This is a genomic window from Bauldia litoralis, from assembly GCF_900104485.1.
In the GTDB taxonomy this organism is placed as follows: Bacteria; Pseudomonadota; Alphaproteobacteria; order Rhizobiales; family Kaistiaceae; genus Bauldia; species Bauldia litoralis.
Genome location: NZ_FMXQ01000002.1, coordinates 359,651 through 375,390 on the forward strand (window position 1 = coordinate 359,651; position 15,740 = coordinate 375,390).

The following is a 15,740-nucleotide window of genomic DNA, read 5'->3' on the forward strand; positions in this document are numbered from 1 at the left end:
CGCGTCAGCCGATCGTCGGCGTACCGAACTTGTTCGAGCGCGGAAAACCCTGCGGCGGCATGCGACCGGCCTGGGCCCGTTCGCCGATCCACTCTTTCAACTCCTTGAGCGACCGGTTGAAGCTGCGCCCGGAGGAATCCATCCAGGTCAGCCCGTCCGCGCTGGAGAAGACGCGCGCGTCGGACACACCGCCATCCTTGTAGCGCTGCAGGCGCACGCCCTTGCCGCGGTTCATCTCGGGGATCTGGTCGAGTGGGAAGAGCAGCAGCTTGCGATTCTCGCCAAGCATCGCCACCGTGTCGCCGACGGCCGTGATGCAGAGGCGCACTTCCGCGCCGCCTGAAACCGCCATCACCTGCTTGCCCTTGCGGGTATTGGCGACGATCTCCGATTCCGGCACGACGAAGCCGCGTCCTTCGTTCGAGATGACGAGCAGCTTGCGCGCCGGATCGTGGACAAAGGCCGCGACAATGTCGTCGGCCGCGTCGAAGTCGATGAGCACGCGGATCGGCTCGCCATGGCCGCGCCCGCCCGGCAGCCGGTCGGCCGGCAGCGTGAAGAACCGCCCGCCGGTCGAAGCGACCATTATCCTGTCGGTGGTCTCGGCCGGGAAAGCGTATTTCAGCGAGTCGTCGCCCTTGAAGGCGAGATTGGCGGTCTCGGTGGAATGGCCCTTGAGAGTCCGAATCCAGCCCTTCTGCGACACCACGACGGTGATCGGCTCGCGCTCGACCGTCGCCTCCAGCATCGCCTCCTCGATCCCGGCGGCCGGCCCGTCCGCGAAGGTCGTGCGGCGGCGGCCCAGCGGCGTGTCGGGACCGAAGGTCTTGCGAACCTCGCGGATCTGGTCGGCAACCGCCCCCCATTGCTTGTCCTCGGAGGCGAGTAGCGCCTCGAGCGCCTTGCCTTCCTCGGAAAGCTTCGCATGCTCGCCCTTGATCTCCATCTCCTCCAGCTTGCGGAGGCTGCGGAGGCGCATGTTGAGGATCGCCTCGGCCTGGACATCCGAAAGGCCGAACGCCTTCATCAGGTCGGCTTTCGGCTCATCCTCGTAGCGGATGATGCGGATCACCTCGTCGAGGTTGAGATAGGCGATCAGGTAGCCGTCGAGCACCTCGAGGCGGTGGCTGATCTGCGCCAGTCGATATTCGGAGCGCCGCACCAGCACGACGCGGCGGTGGGCCAGCCACTCGTTGAGCACCTCGCCAAGGCTCATCACTTTCGGCACGACGCCTCGCGACAGGACGTTGAGGTTGAGCGAGATGCGCGACTCGAGGTCGGTCAGCTTGAACAGCGATTCCATAAGCACCGCCGGATCGACGGTGCGGCTGCGCGGTTCGATGACGACGCGAATATCCTCGGCCGACTCGTCGCGGATGTCCGCGACCAGCGGCAACCGCTTCGCCTCCATCAGTTCAGCGATCTTCTCGATGAGCCGCGATTTCTGGACCTGATAGGGGATCTCGGTGACGATCACGACATAGGTGCCCCGCCCCTGGTCCTCCGTCTCCCATCGCGCCCGTACCCGGAAGCCGCCGCGACCGGTGCGATAGGCTTCGATGATGCTTGCCTTGTCCTCGATGATCACGCCGCCGGTCGGCAGGTCCGGGCCCGGCACATGCTCGACAAGGGTTTCGATCCGCGCATTTGGTGACTTGATCAGATGCAGCGCCGCATTGCAGAGCTCGGCGGCATTGTGCGGCGGGATGTTGGTCGCCATGCCGACCGCGATGCCCGAGGAACCGTTCGCCAGCAGGTTCGGAAAGGCGCCGGGAAGGACCACCGGCTCCGTCTCGGACTCGTCATAGGTCGGGCGGAAGTCGACCGCGTTCTCGTCGATGCCATCGAGCAGCAGCCGGGCGACCTCGGTCATCCGCGCTTCGGTGTAGCGCATGGCGGCGGCGCTATCGCCATCGACATTGCCGAAGTTGCCCTGCCCCTCGATCAGCGGATAGCGGACCGCGAAATCCTGGGCCAGTCGCACAAGAGCGTCGTAGATGGCCTGGTCGCCATGCGGATGGAAGTTGCCCATCACGTCGCCGACGATCTTCGCCGACTTCTTGAAGCCCGCCTTTGGATCGAGCTTCAGCAGCCGCATGCCGTGAAGGATGCGGCGATGGACCGGTTTCAGGCCGTCGCGCACGTCGGGCAGCGCCCGGTGCATGATGGTCGAAAGCGCATAGGCGAGATAACGCTCCTCGAGCGCTTCTCGCAGATTAACGGGCTCGATCGAGCCCGGCGGTGGAATCAGGTCTTTTCCCATGATTCGGGAGTATCGGCGGATCGGCGCCGGCGCAAGCTATGTCGACTGCGATCTCGGCCCGCGTTTGGTCCCTGTCCACCAGCGTTTCACAGCGACGCTGACGCGCCGGTTCATCCGCCGCACGACGGGAATGTCGGTTGCCAGGACGATAAAGCCCAGCGGCAGCATCCAGAAGCCGAGGACGGGCAGGAATCCCAGCACACCGCCAAAAATCAGCAAGCCGCCGATCCCCAGCCTGTAGGCCCGGTTTTCCGGCAGATTGAATCTCCGCTTGCCCAGTCGAATCGTCGCCACGGCCAGAACCCGTCTCCAGCAAATCAGCGCCCGAACAGACGCTGTCGATACAGATGGAAGGAAATTTGGCGGTCGACAAGGGCACATTGATGCAATTCGCCCCTTTGCAAGCCGGCCAAGCCTTTGCTATACGGCTGCAACTCGGCAGGGCTTATGCCGATCCCCGGTAGCTCAGTTGGTAGAGCAAGCGGCTGTTAACCGCTTTGTCGCTGGTTCGAGTCCGGCCCGGGGAGCCAGTTTTTCCAAGGCGAATGCCAAGGCCCGTCGTGGTCGGCAATCCGATCGAACCTTGACTCGCCGCTCCGCCTTGGCGAATGAAGCTCTTGCGGCACGGGCCCATTCCCATGCCGACGGGTGGTAAGACCTTTGAAGCAGCTTGATACTTGTTGTTAGGCCAAGGGACTATGGGGCGACGGCGGCCCGTCCCCGGCTCGTCCGCTTACATGGGCGATTCGAAGACGGCCGGATATCCACTCAATCGACCAGAGGAGGTCGCAGATGACTAATAACGAAGGCACGACAGGAAGCGGTGGCGGCGGCGGCCGCTCGATCATCTACATCATCATCGCGGTCATCGTTCTGGCGATCATTTACTACGCCGCGACGACCTACATGAAGGAAGAAGAGGTCGCTCCGGAGCCGGCAGCGCCGACTGAGCCTGCTGAGCCTGCAACCCCGGCCGAACCTGCGACGCCGGCCGAACCGGCCGAGCCCGCGACTCCGGCAGAGCCTGCAACGCCTGCCGAGCCCGAGACTCCGGCCGAACCGGCCACCCCGGCCGAGCCCGAGACGCCAGCCGAGCCGATGACGCCGGAAGAGCCTGCGACCCCGGCCGAGCCGGCGACTCCCGCAGAACCGGCCACGCCGGCCGAGCCTGCGGCACCGGAAGAGCCCGCGACTCCTGCGGAGCCGACCACGCCGACCGAGCCGGCCACCCCGGAGCCGACCGAACCGGCGCCCGCTCAGTAGCAAAGAACACGGGCTTCCGGCTCATCGAGCCGGAAGCCTCCATCGACTGACGAAAGCCGGCGTTCCTTTGGGGGGCGCCGGCTTTTTCATGCGCGGGTGACAGCAGGCAACACTTAACCCTAACCGGCAAAATTCATCTCGAATCAGCGCTTTGGCAAAGCTCTCCGGCGTATTCTGCCGCGGGCTTACCGGTGGAGACTGAGCGCATGGTGCATACGCAGGCGGACCGCGTCGCGTGGGTCGACTATGCCAAGGGCTTCTGCATCATCATGGTGGTGATGATGCACTCGACCCTCGGCGTCGAAAAAGCAGCCGGCGCCGAAGGCTGGCTGCACACCTTCGTCGAGTTCGCCCGCCCCTTCCGGATGCCGGATTTCTTCCTGATCGCCGGGCTTTTCCTCGCCCGGGTGATTGATCGCGACTGGCGCACCTATCTCGACAAGAAGGTCGTCCACTTCGCCTATTTCTATGTCCTGTGGCTGACCATCCAGTTTGCCTTCAAGGCCCCCGGTATCGCCGCGGAGGTCGGGGTCGCCGGCACGATCGAGGCCTACGCCTTCGCCTTCGTCGAGCCTTTCGGCACGATCTGGTTCATCTACCTGCTGCCCATCTTCTTCATCGTCGCCAAGGCGACCCGCGGCCTGCCCTGGTGGACCGTCTGGATCGCCGGCGCCCTGCTCCAGGCAGCGCCGATCCATACCGGGTCGATCATCGTCGACGAGTTCGCGTCCCGCTTCGTCTTTTTCTACACCGGCTACATCTTCGCCCCGCAGGTCTTCCGCATTGCCGACGCGGCCATTGACCGTGGCTGGCTGGCCGGCGCCTTCCTCGTCGCCTGGGCGCTGGTCAACGGTTTCGCCGTCTTCGGCGGATTCGCCGATCTTCCCGGTCTCAGCCTTGGCCTCGGCCTGATCGGCGCCGTCGCCGTGGTCAGCGTCTCGGCGCTTCTGTCCAAATCGCACCTGATGGAACCGATCCGCTACTGCGGCCAGCATTCGATCGTCATCTACCTCGCCTTCTTCCTGCCGATGGCGGTCACCCGCACGGTTCTCCTCAAGGTCGGAATCATTGGCGACATCGGCACCATCTCGCTGATCGTCACCGCCGCTGGCGTCGTCGGACCGCTGATCCTCTTCTGGATCGTCCGCGGCACGTGGTTCCGCTTCCTGTTCCGCCGGCCGGCCTGGGCAACACTTCAGCCGCGCCGGCAGGTTCTGGCACCCGCCGAATAGCGGGACGGCCCGATCCGGGTACCCTTGCCACCTGCGTAACGGCGGGCGACCATCGGTGAATGACATCTGACACCGCCGACGCCCCGCGCCTTTTCTGGTTCAGGGACGATCTCCGCCTCGACGACAATCCCGGCCTGGTCGCCGCCTGTGAAGGCAAAGCGCCCCTGGTCCTGCTCTACGTCCTCGATGACAGCGAGGACGGCACCAGACGCCTCGGCGGCGCTGCCCGGTGGTGGCTCCATGGCTCGCTCGGAAGCCTGTCACGCGACCTTGCGGCGCTCGGCCAAACCCTGATCATCCGGCGCGGGCCGGCGCGCGATGTCGTCCGCGATATCGTCGCGGAGACCGGCGTCCGGCGCGCTTTCTGGAACCGGCGCTACGCCTTCGCCGGCGATCTCGACTCTGACATCGCAGCGGACCTCGAGAAGGCAGGCTGCGCCACCGAGACTTTCAGCGCCAACCTGCTCTTCGAACCCGATGCGGTTCGCAGCGGCAAGGGCGAGCCCTTCCGGGTCTATTCAGCTTACTGGCGCGCCGCCCAACGGACCGGTGAGATACGCAATCCCGTGACGCCGCCGAAGGCCTTGCCTCCGCCCTTGCCCGACCTGTCCGGCGAGCCCCTCGACGCCCTCGCCTTGCTGCCGACAGACCCTGACTGGGCCGGCGGCCTGCGCGACGCATGGCAGCCTGGCGAAAGCGACGCGTCGGAACGGCTGGAATCGTTCCTCGCCGACCGGGTCGCCGCCTATGCGAAACGCCGCGATTTTCCGGCCGATCCCGCCACGTCGAAGCTCTCGCCCCATCTGCGTTTCGGCGAGATCAGCCCGGTGCGGATCTGGCATGCGACCGCCGACATGCGGGAAGCGCAGAAATTCCGGTCCGAACTCGGCTGGCGCGATTTCGCCTGGCACGCGCTTGCCCAGGCCCCGGACATGGCCCGAACCAACCTGCGCGACGAATTCGACGGCTTCCCCTGGGCGGCCCCGGACGAAGAAATATTGCGCGCCTGGCAGATGGGCCGGACCGGCTACCCGATCGTCGACGCAGGGATGCGCCAGCTTTGGCAGACCGGCTGGATGCACAACCGGGTTCGCATGGTCGTGGCGTCCTTCCTGACCAAGCACCTGCTGATCGACTGGCGCCACGGCGAACAATGGTTCTGGGACACCCTCGTCGACGCCGACCCGGCCAACAACCCCTTCGGCTGGCAGTGGGTGGCGGGGTCCGGCTTCGACGCCCAGCCATATTTCCGCATCTTCAATCCCGTGCTCCAGGGCCAGAAGTTCGACCCGGATGGCGCCTATGTCCGCGCATTCGTGCCGGAAATAGGCGACCTTCCCGACCGCGATATTCACAAGCCCTGGGAAGCCTCGCCGATGGAACTCAAGGCCGCCGGCATCGAACTCGGCGTCGACTACCCGACCCCGATCGTCGATCATCGCGAGGCCCGCGAACGATCCCTGGAGGCCTACCAGGAGATGCGCCAGGCGGATTGATCGCCAGATCGTAGCAAACCCATTCCGCGGAAACACCAAACGCAGGGCAAACATTCTACGCCCGCCCCTTCCGCCTCCCTTGCCGCACTTGAAGGCCTGATGGCCAGCCGCTAGCTTCCGACCCGAAGCGAAGAGCGCATCCGCCCTCACAAGAAATCCGGACATGACCGCAAAACAATCCGTCGTCGACGCTATCGGCAACACGCCGCTGATCCGCCTCCGCCACGCATCCGAGGCGACTGGCTGCGAGATCTATGGCAAGGCGGAATTCATGAATCCCGGCCAGTCGGTGAAGGATCGCGCTGCCCGACAGATGATCCTCGAGGCGGAAAAGCGCGGTGACCTGAAGCCCGGCGGGCTGATTGTCGAAGGCACCGCCGGCAACACCGGCATCGGCCTGGCGCTTGTCGGAAAAGCTCGTGGTTACAGGGTGTTGATCGTCATTCCTGAGACGCAAAGTCAGGAAAAGAAGGACATGCTCCGCCTCTCGGGGGCGACGCTGATCGAGGTTCCGGCCAAGCCGTTCAAGGACCCCAACAACTATCAGAAAGTCGCCCTGCGCCTGGCGGAATCGCTGCGCAAGACCGAGCCGAACGGCGTGCTGTTCGCCGACCAGTGGAACAACCTCGACAACCGCAACGCCCACTTCCAGACCACCGGACCGGAGATCTGGGACGCCACGGACGGCCGCGTGGACGGGTTCATCTGCTCCGTGGGCACCGGTGGAACACTGGCGGGCACGTCGACCTATCTCAGGAAACAGAACCCGTCCGTGACAATCGGCTGTGCTGACCCGGAAGGCGCGGCAATGTTCAGCCTGTTCACCACCGGCGAGGCAAAGGCCAGTCCCGGCAACTCGATCACCGAGGGCATCGGGCTCGGCCGGTCGACCCCGATCGTCGGCGATATCATCGTGGATAAATCCTACATTGTCCCCGACACCGAGGCGCTGCCGGTAGTCTTCGACCTGATCCAGCACGAGGGACTGGTGCTCGGCGGCTCGTCGGGCATCAACGTTGCCGGCGCCATCCGGCTGGCGAAGGACCTCGGTCCGGGCCACACCATCGTGACGATCCTCTGCGACCTCGGCACCCGCTACCAGTCGAAGCTGTTCAATCCGGAATTCCTCCGCTCGAAGGACCTGCCGGTGCCGGAATGGCTCGAAAGCCAGCCCGACATCGTCGTTCCCTTCGAGAACGCCTGACACCCGACCGCCATGGCGCTAGGATCGGGCCTCAGACGAGGGAACCCGACGCCGTGGCCACCGAGCTTCTTTTTCGCGACGACGCCTACCTGCCGGAAACGGAGGCGACAGTGCTTGCCGTCACCGACCGGCGAGGCATCGTCCTTGACCGAACCGTCTTCTTCGCCACCGGCGGCGGACAGCCCGGCGATGCGGGGACCCTGAGTCGGAGCGACGGCCCGGCTGTCGCCATCGCCACGGCGGTCTACGGCGACGACAAGAGCGAGATCGTTCATGTCCCCGGCGACGGCGAGCCACTGCCCGAACCCGGCGAGACGGTGAAGGCCTCGCTCGACTGGGGACGCCGCCACCGGCTCATGCGCATCCACACCGCCCTTCATCTCCTGTCCGTCGTCCTGCCCTTTCCGGTCACCGGCGGCCAGATCGGCGCCGACGAGGGGCGGCTCGACTTCGACATCGACGGCGACGTGCCGCCGAAGGACGAGATCGAGGCGGCGCTCAACGCGCTGGTCGCGGCCGATCTTCCGGTCAGCGACGAATGGATCACCGACGACGAACTCCTCGCCAACCCCGACATGGTCAAGACGATGAAGGTCAAGCCGCCGATGGGCAGCGGCAAGGTGCGGCTTGTGCGCATCGGGGACATCGACCTCCAGCCATGCGGCGGCACCCATGTCCGCACCACCGGTGAAATCGGAGCGCTCGCCATCGGCAAGATCCAGAGCAAGGGCCGGCAGAACCGCCGCGTCCGCATCCACTTCGCAGGCGACGCATGAACCACCGTTCTCGCTGGTTCGCCTCTACCGAGTGGCTTGCCGACCACCTCGACGACCCTGACATCGTGATCGTCGACGGAAGCTGGCACCTGCCCGGCCAGGCCCGCGACGCGCGCACCGAGTATGACGCGGCGCATATCCCGGGCGCGGTCTTTTTCGATATCGACGCGGTCTCTGACACGGCCAATCCGCTGCCGCACATGCTGCCGCCCCCGGAAGCCTTCGCCGCCGCTGTCGGCGCCCTTGGCATCGACGAGCGGCAGCGGATCGTCGTCTATGACGCCCTCGGCCTGTTCGCCGCTCCGCGGGTCTGGTGGACCTTCAGGATCATGGGCGCCCGCGACGTTGTCCTGCTCGATGGCGGGCTTCCGAAGTGGCTGGCCGAGGGACGCCCGACCACCGACGCCCGGACCGTCCGGCCGCCCCGTCCCTTCGCTACCGATTTCAACGCCGAAGCGGTGCAGGACCTCGCAGCAGTGCGCGACGGCCTCGCCGCATCGGCGATCCAGCTTGTCGACGCCCGGCCGCGCCCGCGCTTCCTCGGCGAGGCGCCGGAGCCACGCGACTGGGTGCGCTCGGGCCGGATACCCGGCAGCCTCAACCTCCCCTCCTCGGCTGTCATTGCCGATGGCGTCATGGTTGCGCCGGAAGCGATTGCCGATGCCTTCGCCACCGCCGGCGTCGATCTCGCCAAGCCGATCGTCACCAGTTGCGGATCGGGGGTCAACGCCGCAATTCTGACACTGGCGCTGGAAATGATCGGCGTCGAAAACAGTGGCCTCTACGACGGTTCATGGACGGAATGGGGCGGCCGGCAGGATATGCCGCTTGCCACTGGCCCGGAACGATAGCCGCAGCATAGCGTTGACACCTTCAGACGGGTTGCACCTCCCGGTGATGCGGGAGCGCCGTAGCCTGTCGAGCCATGCCTGAGGGGGCATCCGCGACGCCGGTCTTCCGGCCCGCACAAGAGGTGGAAACACAATGCGACGTCAGACACGAACCCTGCTTCTCGCCGGGGCATCCTTTCTCTCCCTGGGCGGCCTCGCGCTGGCCGAGCAACGGCCGGCCGAGCCGATCGTCATTGCCCAGGCCGACACCGCCGGGGTCGCAGCCGCCGAGCAGGCTGTCGCCGAGGCGCGCGCAGCGCTCGAATTGGCCGAAACCGCCGGCAAGGGCGTAAAGAAGGCGCAGAACGCGCTGGACAAGGCGCTGGCACAGCTTGACGCGGCCAAGTCCGCTGCCGCGCCGCCCCCGCCCCCGACTGAAGAGGTCGTCGAGGACCTGAGGGAAGCAGCGCCCGCCGAGGAAGCCGTCCCCGAGGCGCCTGCCGACGTCGCCGAAGAGCCGGCCCCGCCGCCCGCCGAAACAGTGACCGAACAACCGGCGCCAGAAGCGCCAACGGAAGACGTGGCAGACGAGCCGGCCCCGGAGCCGCAGCCCGAGACCGTCGCCGACGAACCGGCCCCGCCTCCCACGGATGTTGCCGAGGAGCCCGCGCCTCCCCCTGTCGAGGAGGTCGCCGAAGAACCGGCGCCAACACCGCCGGCCGAGACCGTCGTCGAGGAACCGGCCGCTCCTGCCCCGGCGGAGAACGTCGCCGAGGAACCGGCGCCGGCCCCCAAGGCCAAGGACCAGGCGACAAAGCCGGCCGCCAAGCCCCAGACCGGCGATACCGCCAAGCAGCCTGCCCCGCCCGCCAAGCAAACCGCGGAGGAGCCGGCCGCGCAGCCTGACGCCAAGGCCAGCACGCCAAACGCCGAACAGGCCGCAAAGCCCAGGAAGCCGCGTGCCGATGGTCCGCGCAAGGGTCCGCCGCCGGAGCGGGCGGAAAAGCCGGAGGAGAAGCCGGCCAAGCCGCTGCCCGAGAACGCCGAGGCCATTCGTGAAGGCCAGAAGGTGGAAGCGGCCGGCGGTCGTGTCATCGAACGCGAGCGTGGCCAGGTGGTCATCCGGCACGACGACGAGGAGCGTTTCCGTAGCGAGAACAGCCGCTACGATCGCGAGCGCGGCGCCGACGGCCGGACCGTCATCACGGTCGAGCGGCCGAATGGCGATGCGATCATCACGGTGCGTGACGCCGATGGCGATATCGTCAAGCGCACCAAGCTGACCCGCGACGGGCGCGAGATCGTGCTCATCAACAACGAGCGTCGCGGTCCGCGCAACGAGCCGCCGCGATACGATCTCGGCAACATCCTGCCGCCGATCGTCCTGAACATTCCGCTTCAGGACTATATCGTCGAGAGCCGTCGCGCCTCGCCGCAGATAATCTACCAGACGTTGATCGCCCCGCCGGTCGAGGTCATCGAGCAGCCCTATACGCTGGAGGAAGTGCGCTACAACGAGCGGGTTCGCGACATGGTCCGCCGGGTCGACGTCGATACCGTGACGTTCGATTTTGGCCAGGCCTACGTGCCGGAAAGCCAGATCGACGCCCTCGACGGCATCGCCCGGGCGATCCAGGCGGCGATCGACCGCGACGAACGCGAGATATTCCTCGTCGAAGGCCACACCGACGCCGTCGGTTCGGAACTCGCCAACCTCGCCTTGTCCGATCGCCGGGCGGAGTCGGTCGCCGAAATCCTGACCTACTATTACGATATCCCGCCGGAAAACCTGATCACCCAGGGCTACGGCGAGAGCGACCTCAAGGTGCAGACGCTGGAAGCCGAACGGCAGAACCGCCGGGTGACCCTGCGTCGGATCACGCCGCTGATCAGCGCCGGCAACTGATGCCGACCTGAATGGCTCTGGATGGCGGGTGCCGCAAGGCGCCCGCCTTTTCCTTGCCTAATGCAGGATCTGGCTGAGGAAGAGCTTGGTCCGCTCGTGCTGCGGACTATTGAAGAACTCTTCCGGCTTGTTCTGCTCGATGATCTGCCCGGCATCCATGAAGACGACGCGGTCAGCCACCTGGCGGGCGAAGCCCATTTCGTGGGTCACGACCATCATCGTCATGCCTTCGTTGGCAAGCCCGACCATGACGTCGAGAACTTCCTTGATCATCTCCGGGTCGAGCGCCGAGGTCGGCTCGTCGAACAGCATGATCCGCGGGTTCATGCAGAGCGCCCGGGCGATGGCCACGCGCTGCTGCTGGCCGCCGGAGAGCTGTCCGGGATACTTGTTCGCCTGCTCCGGAATCTGCACCCGCTCGAGGTAGCGCATCGCCACCTCCTCGGCCTCGCGCTTCGGCATCCGTCGCACCCAGATCGGCGCCAGCGTGCAGTTCTGCAGGATGGTGAGGTGCGGAAACAGGTTGAAGTGCTGGAAGACCATGCCGACCTCGCGGCGGATCTCGTCGATGCGCTTGAGGTCGTCGGTCAGTTCGATGCCATCGACGATGATGCTGCCCGACTGGTGTTCCTCCAGCCGGTTGATGCACCGGATCATGGTCGACTTGCCCGATCCCGAAGGTCCGCAGACGACGATGCGTTCACCGCGCCTGACCTGCAAGTTGATGTTCTTCAGCACGTGGAAGTCGCCGAACCACTTGTTCATGTCGACGATATCGACGGCCACTTCGTCTTCCGGGCCTTTTCTCTCCTCGTCGGCGGAAACCGGCATCGCGGCAGCGTGTTCGGACATTCGGGAAGCTCCTGGTCAGTTCCGGTAGCCGGTATCGAGGCGGCGTTCGGTGTAGAGGGAGTAGCGTGACATCCCGAAGCAGAATATCCAGAATATCAGCGCGGCAAAGACATATCCGGTCGCCGGTGTCGACGGCGACGCCCAGTTCGCATCGGTGAAGTTCGCCTGGACGATCCCGAGCAGGTCGAAGATGCCGATGATCAGCACCAGGCTGGTATCCTTGAACAGGCTGATGAAACTGTTGACGATGCCCGGAATGACGATCTTCAGGGCCTGGGGCAGGATCACCAGCCGCATCATCTGCCAGAACTTCAGGCCGACCGCCTTGGCCGCCTCATATTGCCCGGTCGGGATCGCCTGGAGCCCTCCACGGATGACCTCGGCCATATAGGCGGCCTCGAACAGCGCCACGCCGATCAGCGCCCGCAGCAGCTTGTCGAAGTTCACCCCCTGCGGCAGGAACAGGGGCAGCATGACGCTGGCCATGAACAGGACGGTGATCAGCGGCACGCCGCGCACGAACTCGATGAAGGCAATCGAGGCGAAGCGGACGATCGGCAACCGCGACCGCCGGCCAAGCGCCAGCGCGATTCCGATCGGCATCGACGCGCCCATCCCGCTCAGCGCCACGACCAGGGTGACCAGGAGCCCGCCCCAGAGCGGCGTCTCGACGTAGGACAGGCCGAAATCCACCGCGAAGATACCGAGGATCAGGCACAGCAGGCCGACGGCCGACCACACGCCGAGGGCGCTGCGCGCACCGGCAAAGCCTCGTCTCGCGATAGCAACAAGCCCGACGACTCCGCCAGCGAGGCCGCAGACGAACGCCAGAAGCGTCGCCAGCGACGTCCCGTCGGCGCCGACGCCGACGTCCGGCGTCACGACAAACACCGATATCAGCCACGCCAGCACCGCCAGGCCGGCAAGAGCGGGAGCGACATATCCCGGCACGGACGGCGCGGCGAAGGCGGCGACCACCGCAGTCGCGATGCAACCGAGCACGACGAGTCCCACCGCGGACCAGATGGAGATGTTGAAGTTGCCACCGGTCAGCAGGAGCAGCGCCACGACCGGGAAGATGCCGAAGAGGTAGATCGCGGTTTCCCGCTTGTAGGGTATGCGCGGCACCGCCATTAGGACGACGCCGATGATGAGCAGGACCGCCGTCAGGTCGACGCGCCATCGCTGGTCGAGCGGATAGCGGCCGTAGATGAACTGGCCGAATTTCGCCTCGACGAAGGCCCAGCAGGCCCCCGCTCCCGGCACGATGCAGTCCTCCCGGCTGTCGCCGGTCCACACCGCGTCGATGAACGCCCATTCGATGATCGGCGGCACGATGAGCAGGATCAGCGCGACGCCGACCAGCGTCAGGATCGTATTGCCGATCGAGGAAAAGAGGTTTTGCTGAGCCCAGCCGACGGCGCCAATGCTGCCCCGTGGCGGCGGCAACACAGGTTCTTCCTCGGCGCGCACATACATCATCGTCTCGGCAAAGCCCGGCCGCACCGCGGCGACTTCGCCGGGGACATGCGCGTCCGCGGGCTTCGGTTCGTCAAAGCCGCCGGAGGGGGCGTCTGTCGGTTTGTCGGCGCTCATCCGGTCAGCGCTCCACCAGCGCCACGCGGCGGTTGAACCAGTTCATGAACAGCGACGTCGCGACACTGATCGCCAGGTAGACCAGCATGGTGATGGTGATCGCCTCGACCGCCTGTCCGGTCTGGTTGAGGACTGTCCCCGCGAAGACCGAGACGAGGTCCGGATAGCCGACCGCCACGGCAAGCGACGAGTTCTTGATCAGGTTCAGATACTGGTTGGTCAGCGGCGGAATGATCACCCGCATCGCCTGCGGGATGATCACCAGCCGGAGCGTCGGCCCTTGCCGCATGCCCAGCGCGAAGGCCGCCTCGCTCTGCCCCTTGGCCACGGCGAGGATTCCGGCGCGGACGATTTCGGCGATGAAGGTCGCGGTGTAGAGGCTGAGTCCGAGCAGCAGGGCGACGAATTCGGGCTGGATGTGCAACCCGCCGACGAAGTTGAAGCCCTTGAGTTCGGGATACATCAGTTGCAGCGGCGAACCGCTCGCCAGGAAGACCAGGAGCGGCAGGAAGACGATGAGCCCCAGTCCCGTCCAGAAGGCGGGAAAGGTCTGGCCCGTCGCGTAAAGCCGCCGCCGCGCCCAGATCGAGATGCCGATTGCCGCCACGATCGCCACACCGAGCGCCACCACCGTCGCGCCGAAGCCCGGTTCGACATCGGGCCAGGGCAGCAGCAAGCCGCGGTTGCTCAGGTTGGAGCCAAGCGGCAATTCGACCGCCTGTCGCGGCCCGGGCAGCACCGCCAGCACGGCCTTGTACCAGAACAGCAGTTGCAGCAGCACCGGGATGTTGCGCAGCGTCTCGACATAGACCCCGGCGATTCCGGCGACCAGCCAGTTTCGCGACAACCGCGCGATGCCGACGATGAAACCGATGATCGAGGCGAGGAAGACGCCGATCACGCCGACAAGCAGCGTATTGATCAGGCCGACGAAGAAGGACCGTAGGTAGCTGTCGTCGGGCGTGTAATCGATCAGGGATTGCGAGATCGCGAAGCCCGCCCGGCTCCACAGGAAGTCGAAACCGGAGGCGATATTCGCCCGTTCGAGATTCTCGCGTGCGTTGTCGATCGCCCACCAGAAGAAGGCGACGACACCGATGGCGAGAAGCACCTGGAAGACGATGCCGCGGATTTTCGGGTCGTAGAGCGGCGAGACGCGCGCCGCCCCGCGCACACCACGATCAGGTGCCATATCTCCTACGGCCATCCGTGTCTTCCAGTTACCGCTTCAGGTCGCCTTCGGGCGGCGCGATTGCCGCCCGAAGCCTTGCAAGCGATACGCCGCCGCCTAGCGGATCGGCGGGGCGTACTGGATGCCGCCCTTGGTCCACAGGGCGTTGAGACCGCGAGCGATCTGCAGCGGCGAATCCGCGCCGATGTTGCGCTCGAAGATCTCGCCGTAGTTGCCGACGGCCTTCAGCACGTCAGCCGCCCAGGCAGTGGTCAGGCCGATGTCCTCGCCGAAGGTCCCGTCCTTGCCAAGCAAGCGCTGGACCGACTGGTTCTCGCTGGACATCATCTCGTCGACATTCGCCTGGGTGACACCGAGTTCCTCGGCGTTCAGCAGGGCGAAACCGACCCACTTCATGATGTTGAACCATTCCTCGTCGCCCTGGCGGACGACCGGGCCGAGCGGCTCTTTGGAGATGATCTCGGGCAGGATGATGTGATCGTCCGGCGCGGCGAGCGTCAGACGGGTGGAGTAAAGGCCGGACGCATCGGTGGTGTAGGCGTCGCAACGATTGGCGTCATAGGCGGCGTTGGCTTCCTCGACCTTCTCGAAGACAACCGGATTTAGCTCCATGTTGTTGCGCGAGAAATAGTCGGCGAGGTTCAGCTCGGTCGTCGTCCCGGTCTGGACGCAGACGGCGGCGCCGGAAAGCTCGAGCGCCGAGGTAATGCCGGCGTCCTTGCGCACCATGAAGCCCTGGCCGTCATAGTAGGTGACGACGCCGAAGGCGAGTCCAAGCGCGGTATCGCGCGACATGGTCCAGGTCGTGTTGCGCGACAGGAGGTCGATCTCGCCCGACTGGAGCGCGGTGAACCGATCCTTCGCGGTCAGCGGCGTGTACTTGACCTTGGTCGCGTCGTTGAAGATCGCCGCGGCGATGGCTTTGCAGAAATCGACGTCGAAACCGGTCCATTCGCCCGCGTCATCGGGCGCGGCGAATCCGATCAGCCCGGTGTTGACGCCGCATTGTAGAAAGCCCTTGGCCTTCACGTCTTCGAGAGTCGTTGCGCTGGCCGCACCCGCTGCAAACGAGAACATTGCGCCGGCAATAACCGGAATCATCAGTTGTTTCATACTCAAACTCCCTCTTT

The 15,740-nt window shown here is 65.6% G+C and carries 13 protein-coding genes and 1 tRNA gene; 8 read left to right on the plus strand and 6 right to left on the minus strand.

The window, feature by feature from the left end:
• Positions 1-4: 4 nt before the first annotated feature.
• Both parC and BLT60_RS05595 read right to left on the minus strand, forming a co-directional pair.
• Complete coding sequence (gene parC / locus BLT60_RS05590) at positions 5-2,263, minus strand: DNA topoisomerase IV subunit A (protein ID WP_090875349.1); 2,259 nt, start codon at positions 2,261-2,263, stop codon at positions 5-7.
• Positions 2,264-2,299: 36 nt separating this feature from the next.
• Positions 2,300-2,557, minus strand: a complete 258-nt coding sequence (locus BLT60_RS05595; RefSeq protein WP_090875351.1) for a hypothetical protein — start codon at positions 2,555-2,557, stop codon at positions 2,300-2,302.
• A gap of 160 nt (positions 2,558-2,717) precedes the next feature.
• Between BLT60_RS05595 and BLT60_RS05600 the strand changes: the two genes are divergently transcribed.
• The 8 genes from BLT60_RS05600 (at position 2,718) to BLT60_RS05635 (ending at position 10,970) form a co-directional block, all read left to right on the plus strand.
• Positions 2,718-2,793 (plus strand) — tRNA-Asn (locus tag BLT60_RS05600).
• Positions 2,794-3,055: 262 nt separating this feature from the next.
• Complete coding sequence (locus BLT60_RS24725) at positions 3,056-3,526, plus strand: hypothetical protein (RefSeq protein WP_244521155.1); 471 nt, start codon at positions 3,056-3,058, stop codon at positions 3,524-3,526.
• A gap of 206 nt (positions 3,527-3,732) precedes the next feature.
• On the plus strand, positions 3,733-4,758 hold the full coding sequence (locus BLT60_RS05610) for an acyltransferase family protein (protein ID WP_090875355.1): 1,026 nt from the start codon (positions 3,733-3,735) through the stop codon (positions 4,756-4,758).
• 59 nt (positions 4,759-4,817) lie between these two features.
• Entirely contained in the window at positions 4,818-6,254 is a 1,437-nt protein-coding gene (locus BLT60_RS05615) for a cryptochrome/photolyase family protein (protein ID WP_090875357.1), read from the plus strand.
• A 163-nt stretch (positions 6,255-6,417) separates the two neighbouring features.
• Positions 6,418-7,458 (plus strand): cysteine synthase A, encoded by a 1,041-nt coding sequence (locus BLT60_RS05620; RefSeq protein WP_090875358.1) that lies wholly within the window; start codon positions 6,418-6,420, stop codon positions 7,456-7,458.
• Between the two features lie 53 nt (positions 7,459-7,511).
• Positions 7,512-8,234, plus strand: a complete 723-nt coding sequence (locus tag BLT60_RS05625) for an alanyl-tRNA editing protein (RefSeq protein ID WP_090875360.1) — start codon at positions 7,512-7,514, stop codon at positions 8,232-8,234.
• Positions 8,231-9,085, plus strand: a complete 855-nt coding sequence (gene sseA, locus BLT60_RS05630) for a 3-mercaptopyruvate sulfurtransferase (RefSeq protein ID WP_090875362.1) — start codon at positions 8,231-8,233, stop codon at positions 9,083-9,085. The genes BLT60_RS05625 and sseA overlap by 4 nt, the downstream gene beginning before the upstream one ends.
• A gap of 133 nt (positions 9,086-9,218) precedes the next feature.
• Positions 9,219-10,970, plus strand: a complete 1,752-nt coding sequence (locus tag BLT60_RS05635) for an OmpA family protein (RefSeq protein ID WP_090875364.1) — start codon at positions 9,219-9,221, stop codon at positions 10,968-10,970.
• Between the two features lie 57 nt (positions 10,971-11,027).
• Here the strand turns inward: BLT60_RS05635 and BLT60_RS05640 are convergent, their stop codons facing one another.
• The 4 genes from BLT60_RS05640 to BLT60_RS05655 all read right to left on the minus strand — a co-directional run bounded on the left by BLT60_RS05640 (position 11,028) and on the right by BLT60_RS05655 (position 15,723).
• Complete coding sequence (locus tag BLT60_RS05640) at positions 11,028-11,801, minus strand: amino acid ABC transporter ATP-binding protein (protein ID WP_425284973.1); 774 nt, start codon at positions 11,799-11,801, stop codon at positions 11,028-11,030.
• A gap of 36 nt (positions 11,802-11,837) precedes the next feature.
• Positions 11,838-13,418, minus strand: a complete 1,581-nt coding sequence (locus tag BLT60_RS05645; RefSeq protein WP_244521156.1) for an amino acid ABC transporter permease — start codon at positions 13,416-13,418, stop codon at positions 11,838-11,840.
• A gap of 4 nt (positions 13,419-13,422) precedes the next feature.
• Positions 13,423-14,610, minus strand: coding sequence for an amino acid ABC transporter permease (locus BLT60_RS05650; RefSeq protein ID WP_090875367.1), 1,188 nt, complete (start codon positions 14,608-14,610; stop codon positions 13,423-13,425).
• Between the two features lie 96 nt (positions 14,611-14,706).
• A complete protein-coding gene (locus BLT60_RS05655; RefSeq protein WP_090875369.1) occupies positions 14,707-15,723 on the minus strand; it encodes an amino acid ABC transporter substrate-binding protein in 1,017 nt (338 codons plus the stop codon).
• Between the last annotated feature and the right edge of the window lie 17 nt (positions 15,724-15,740).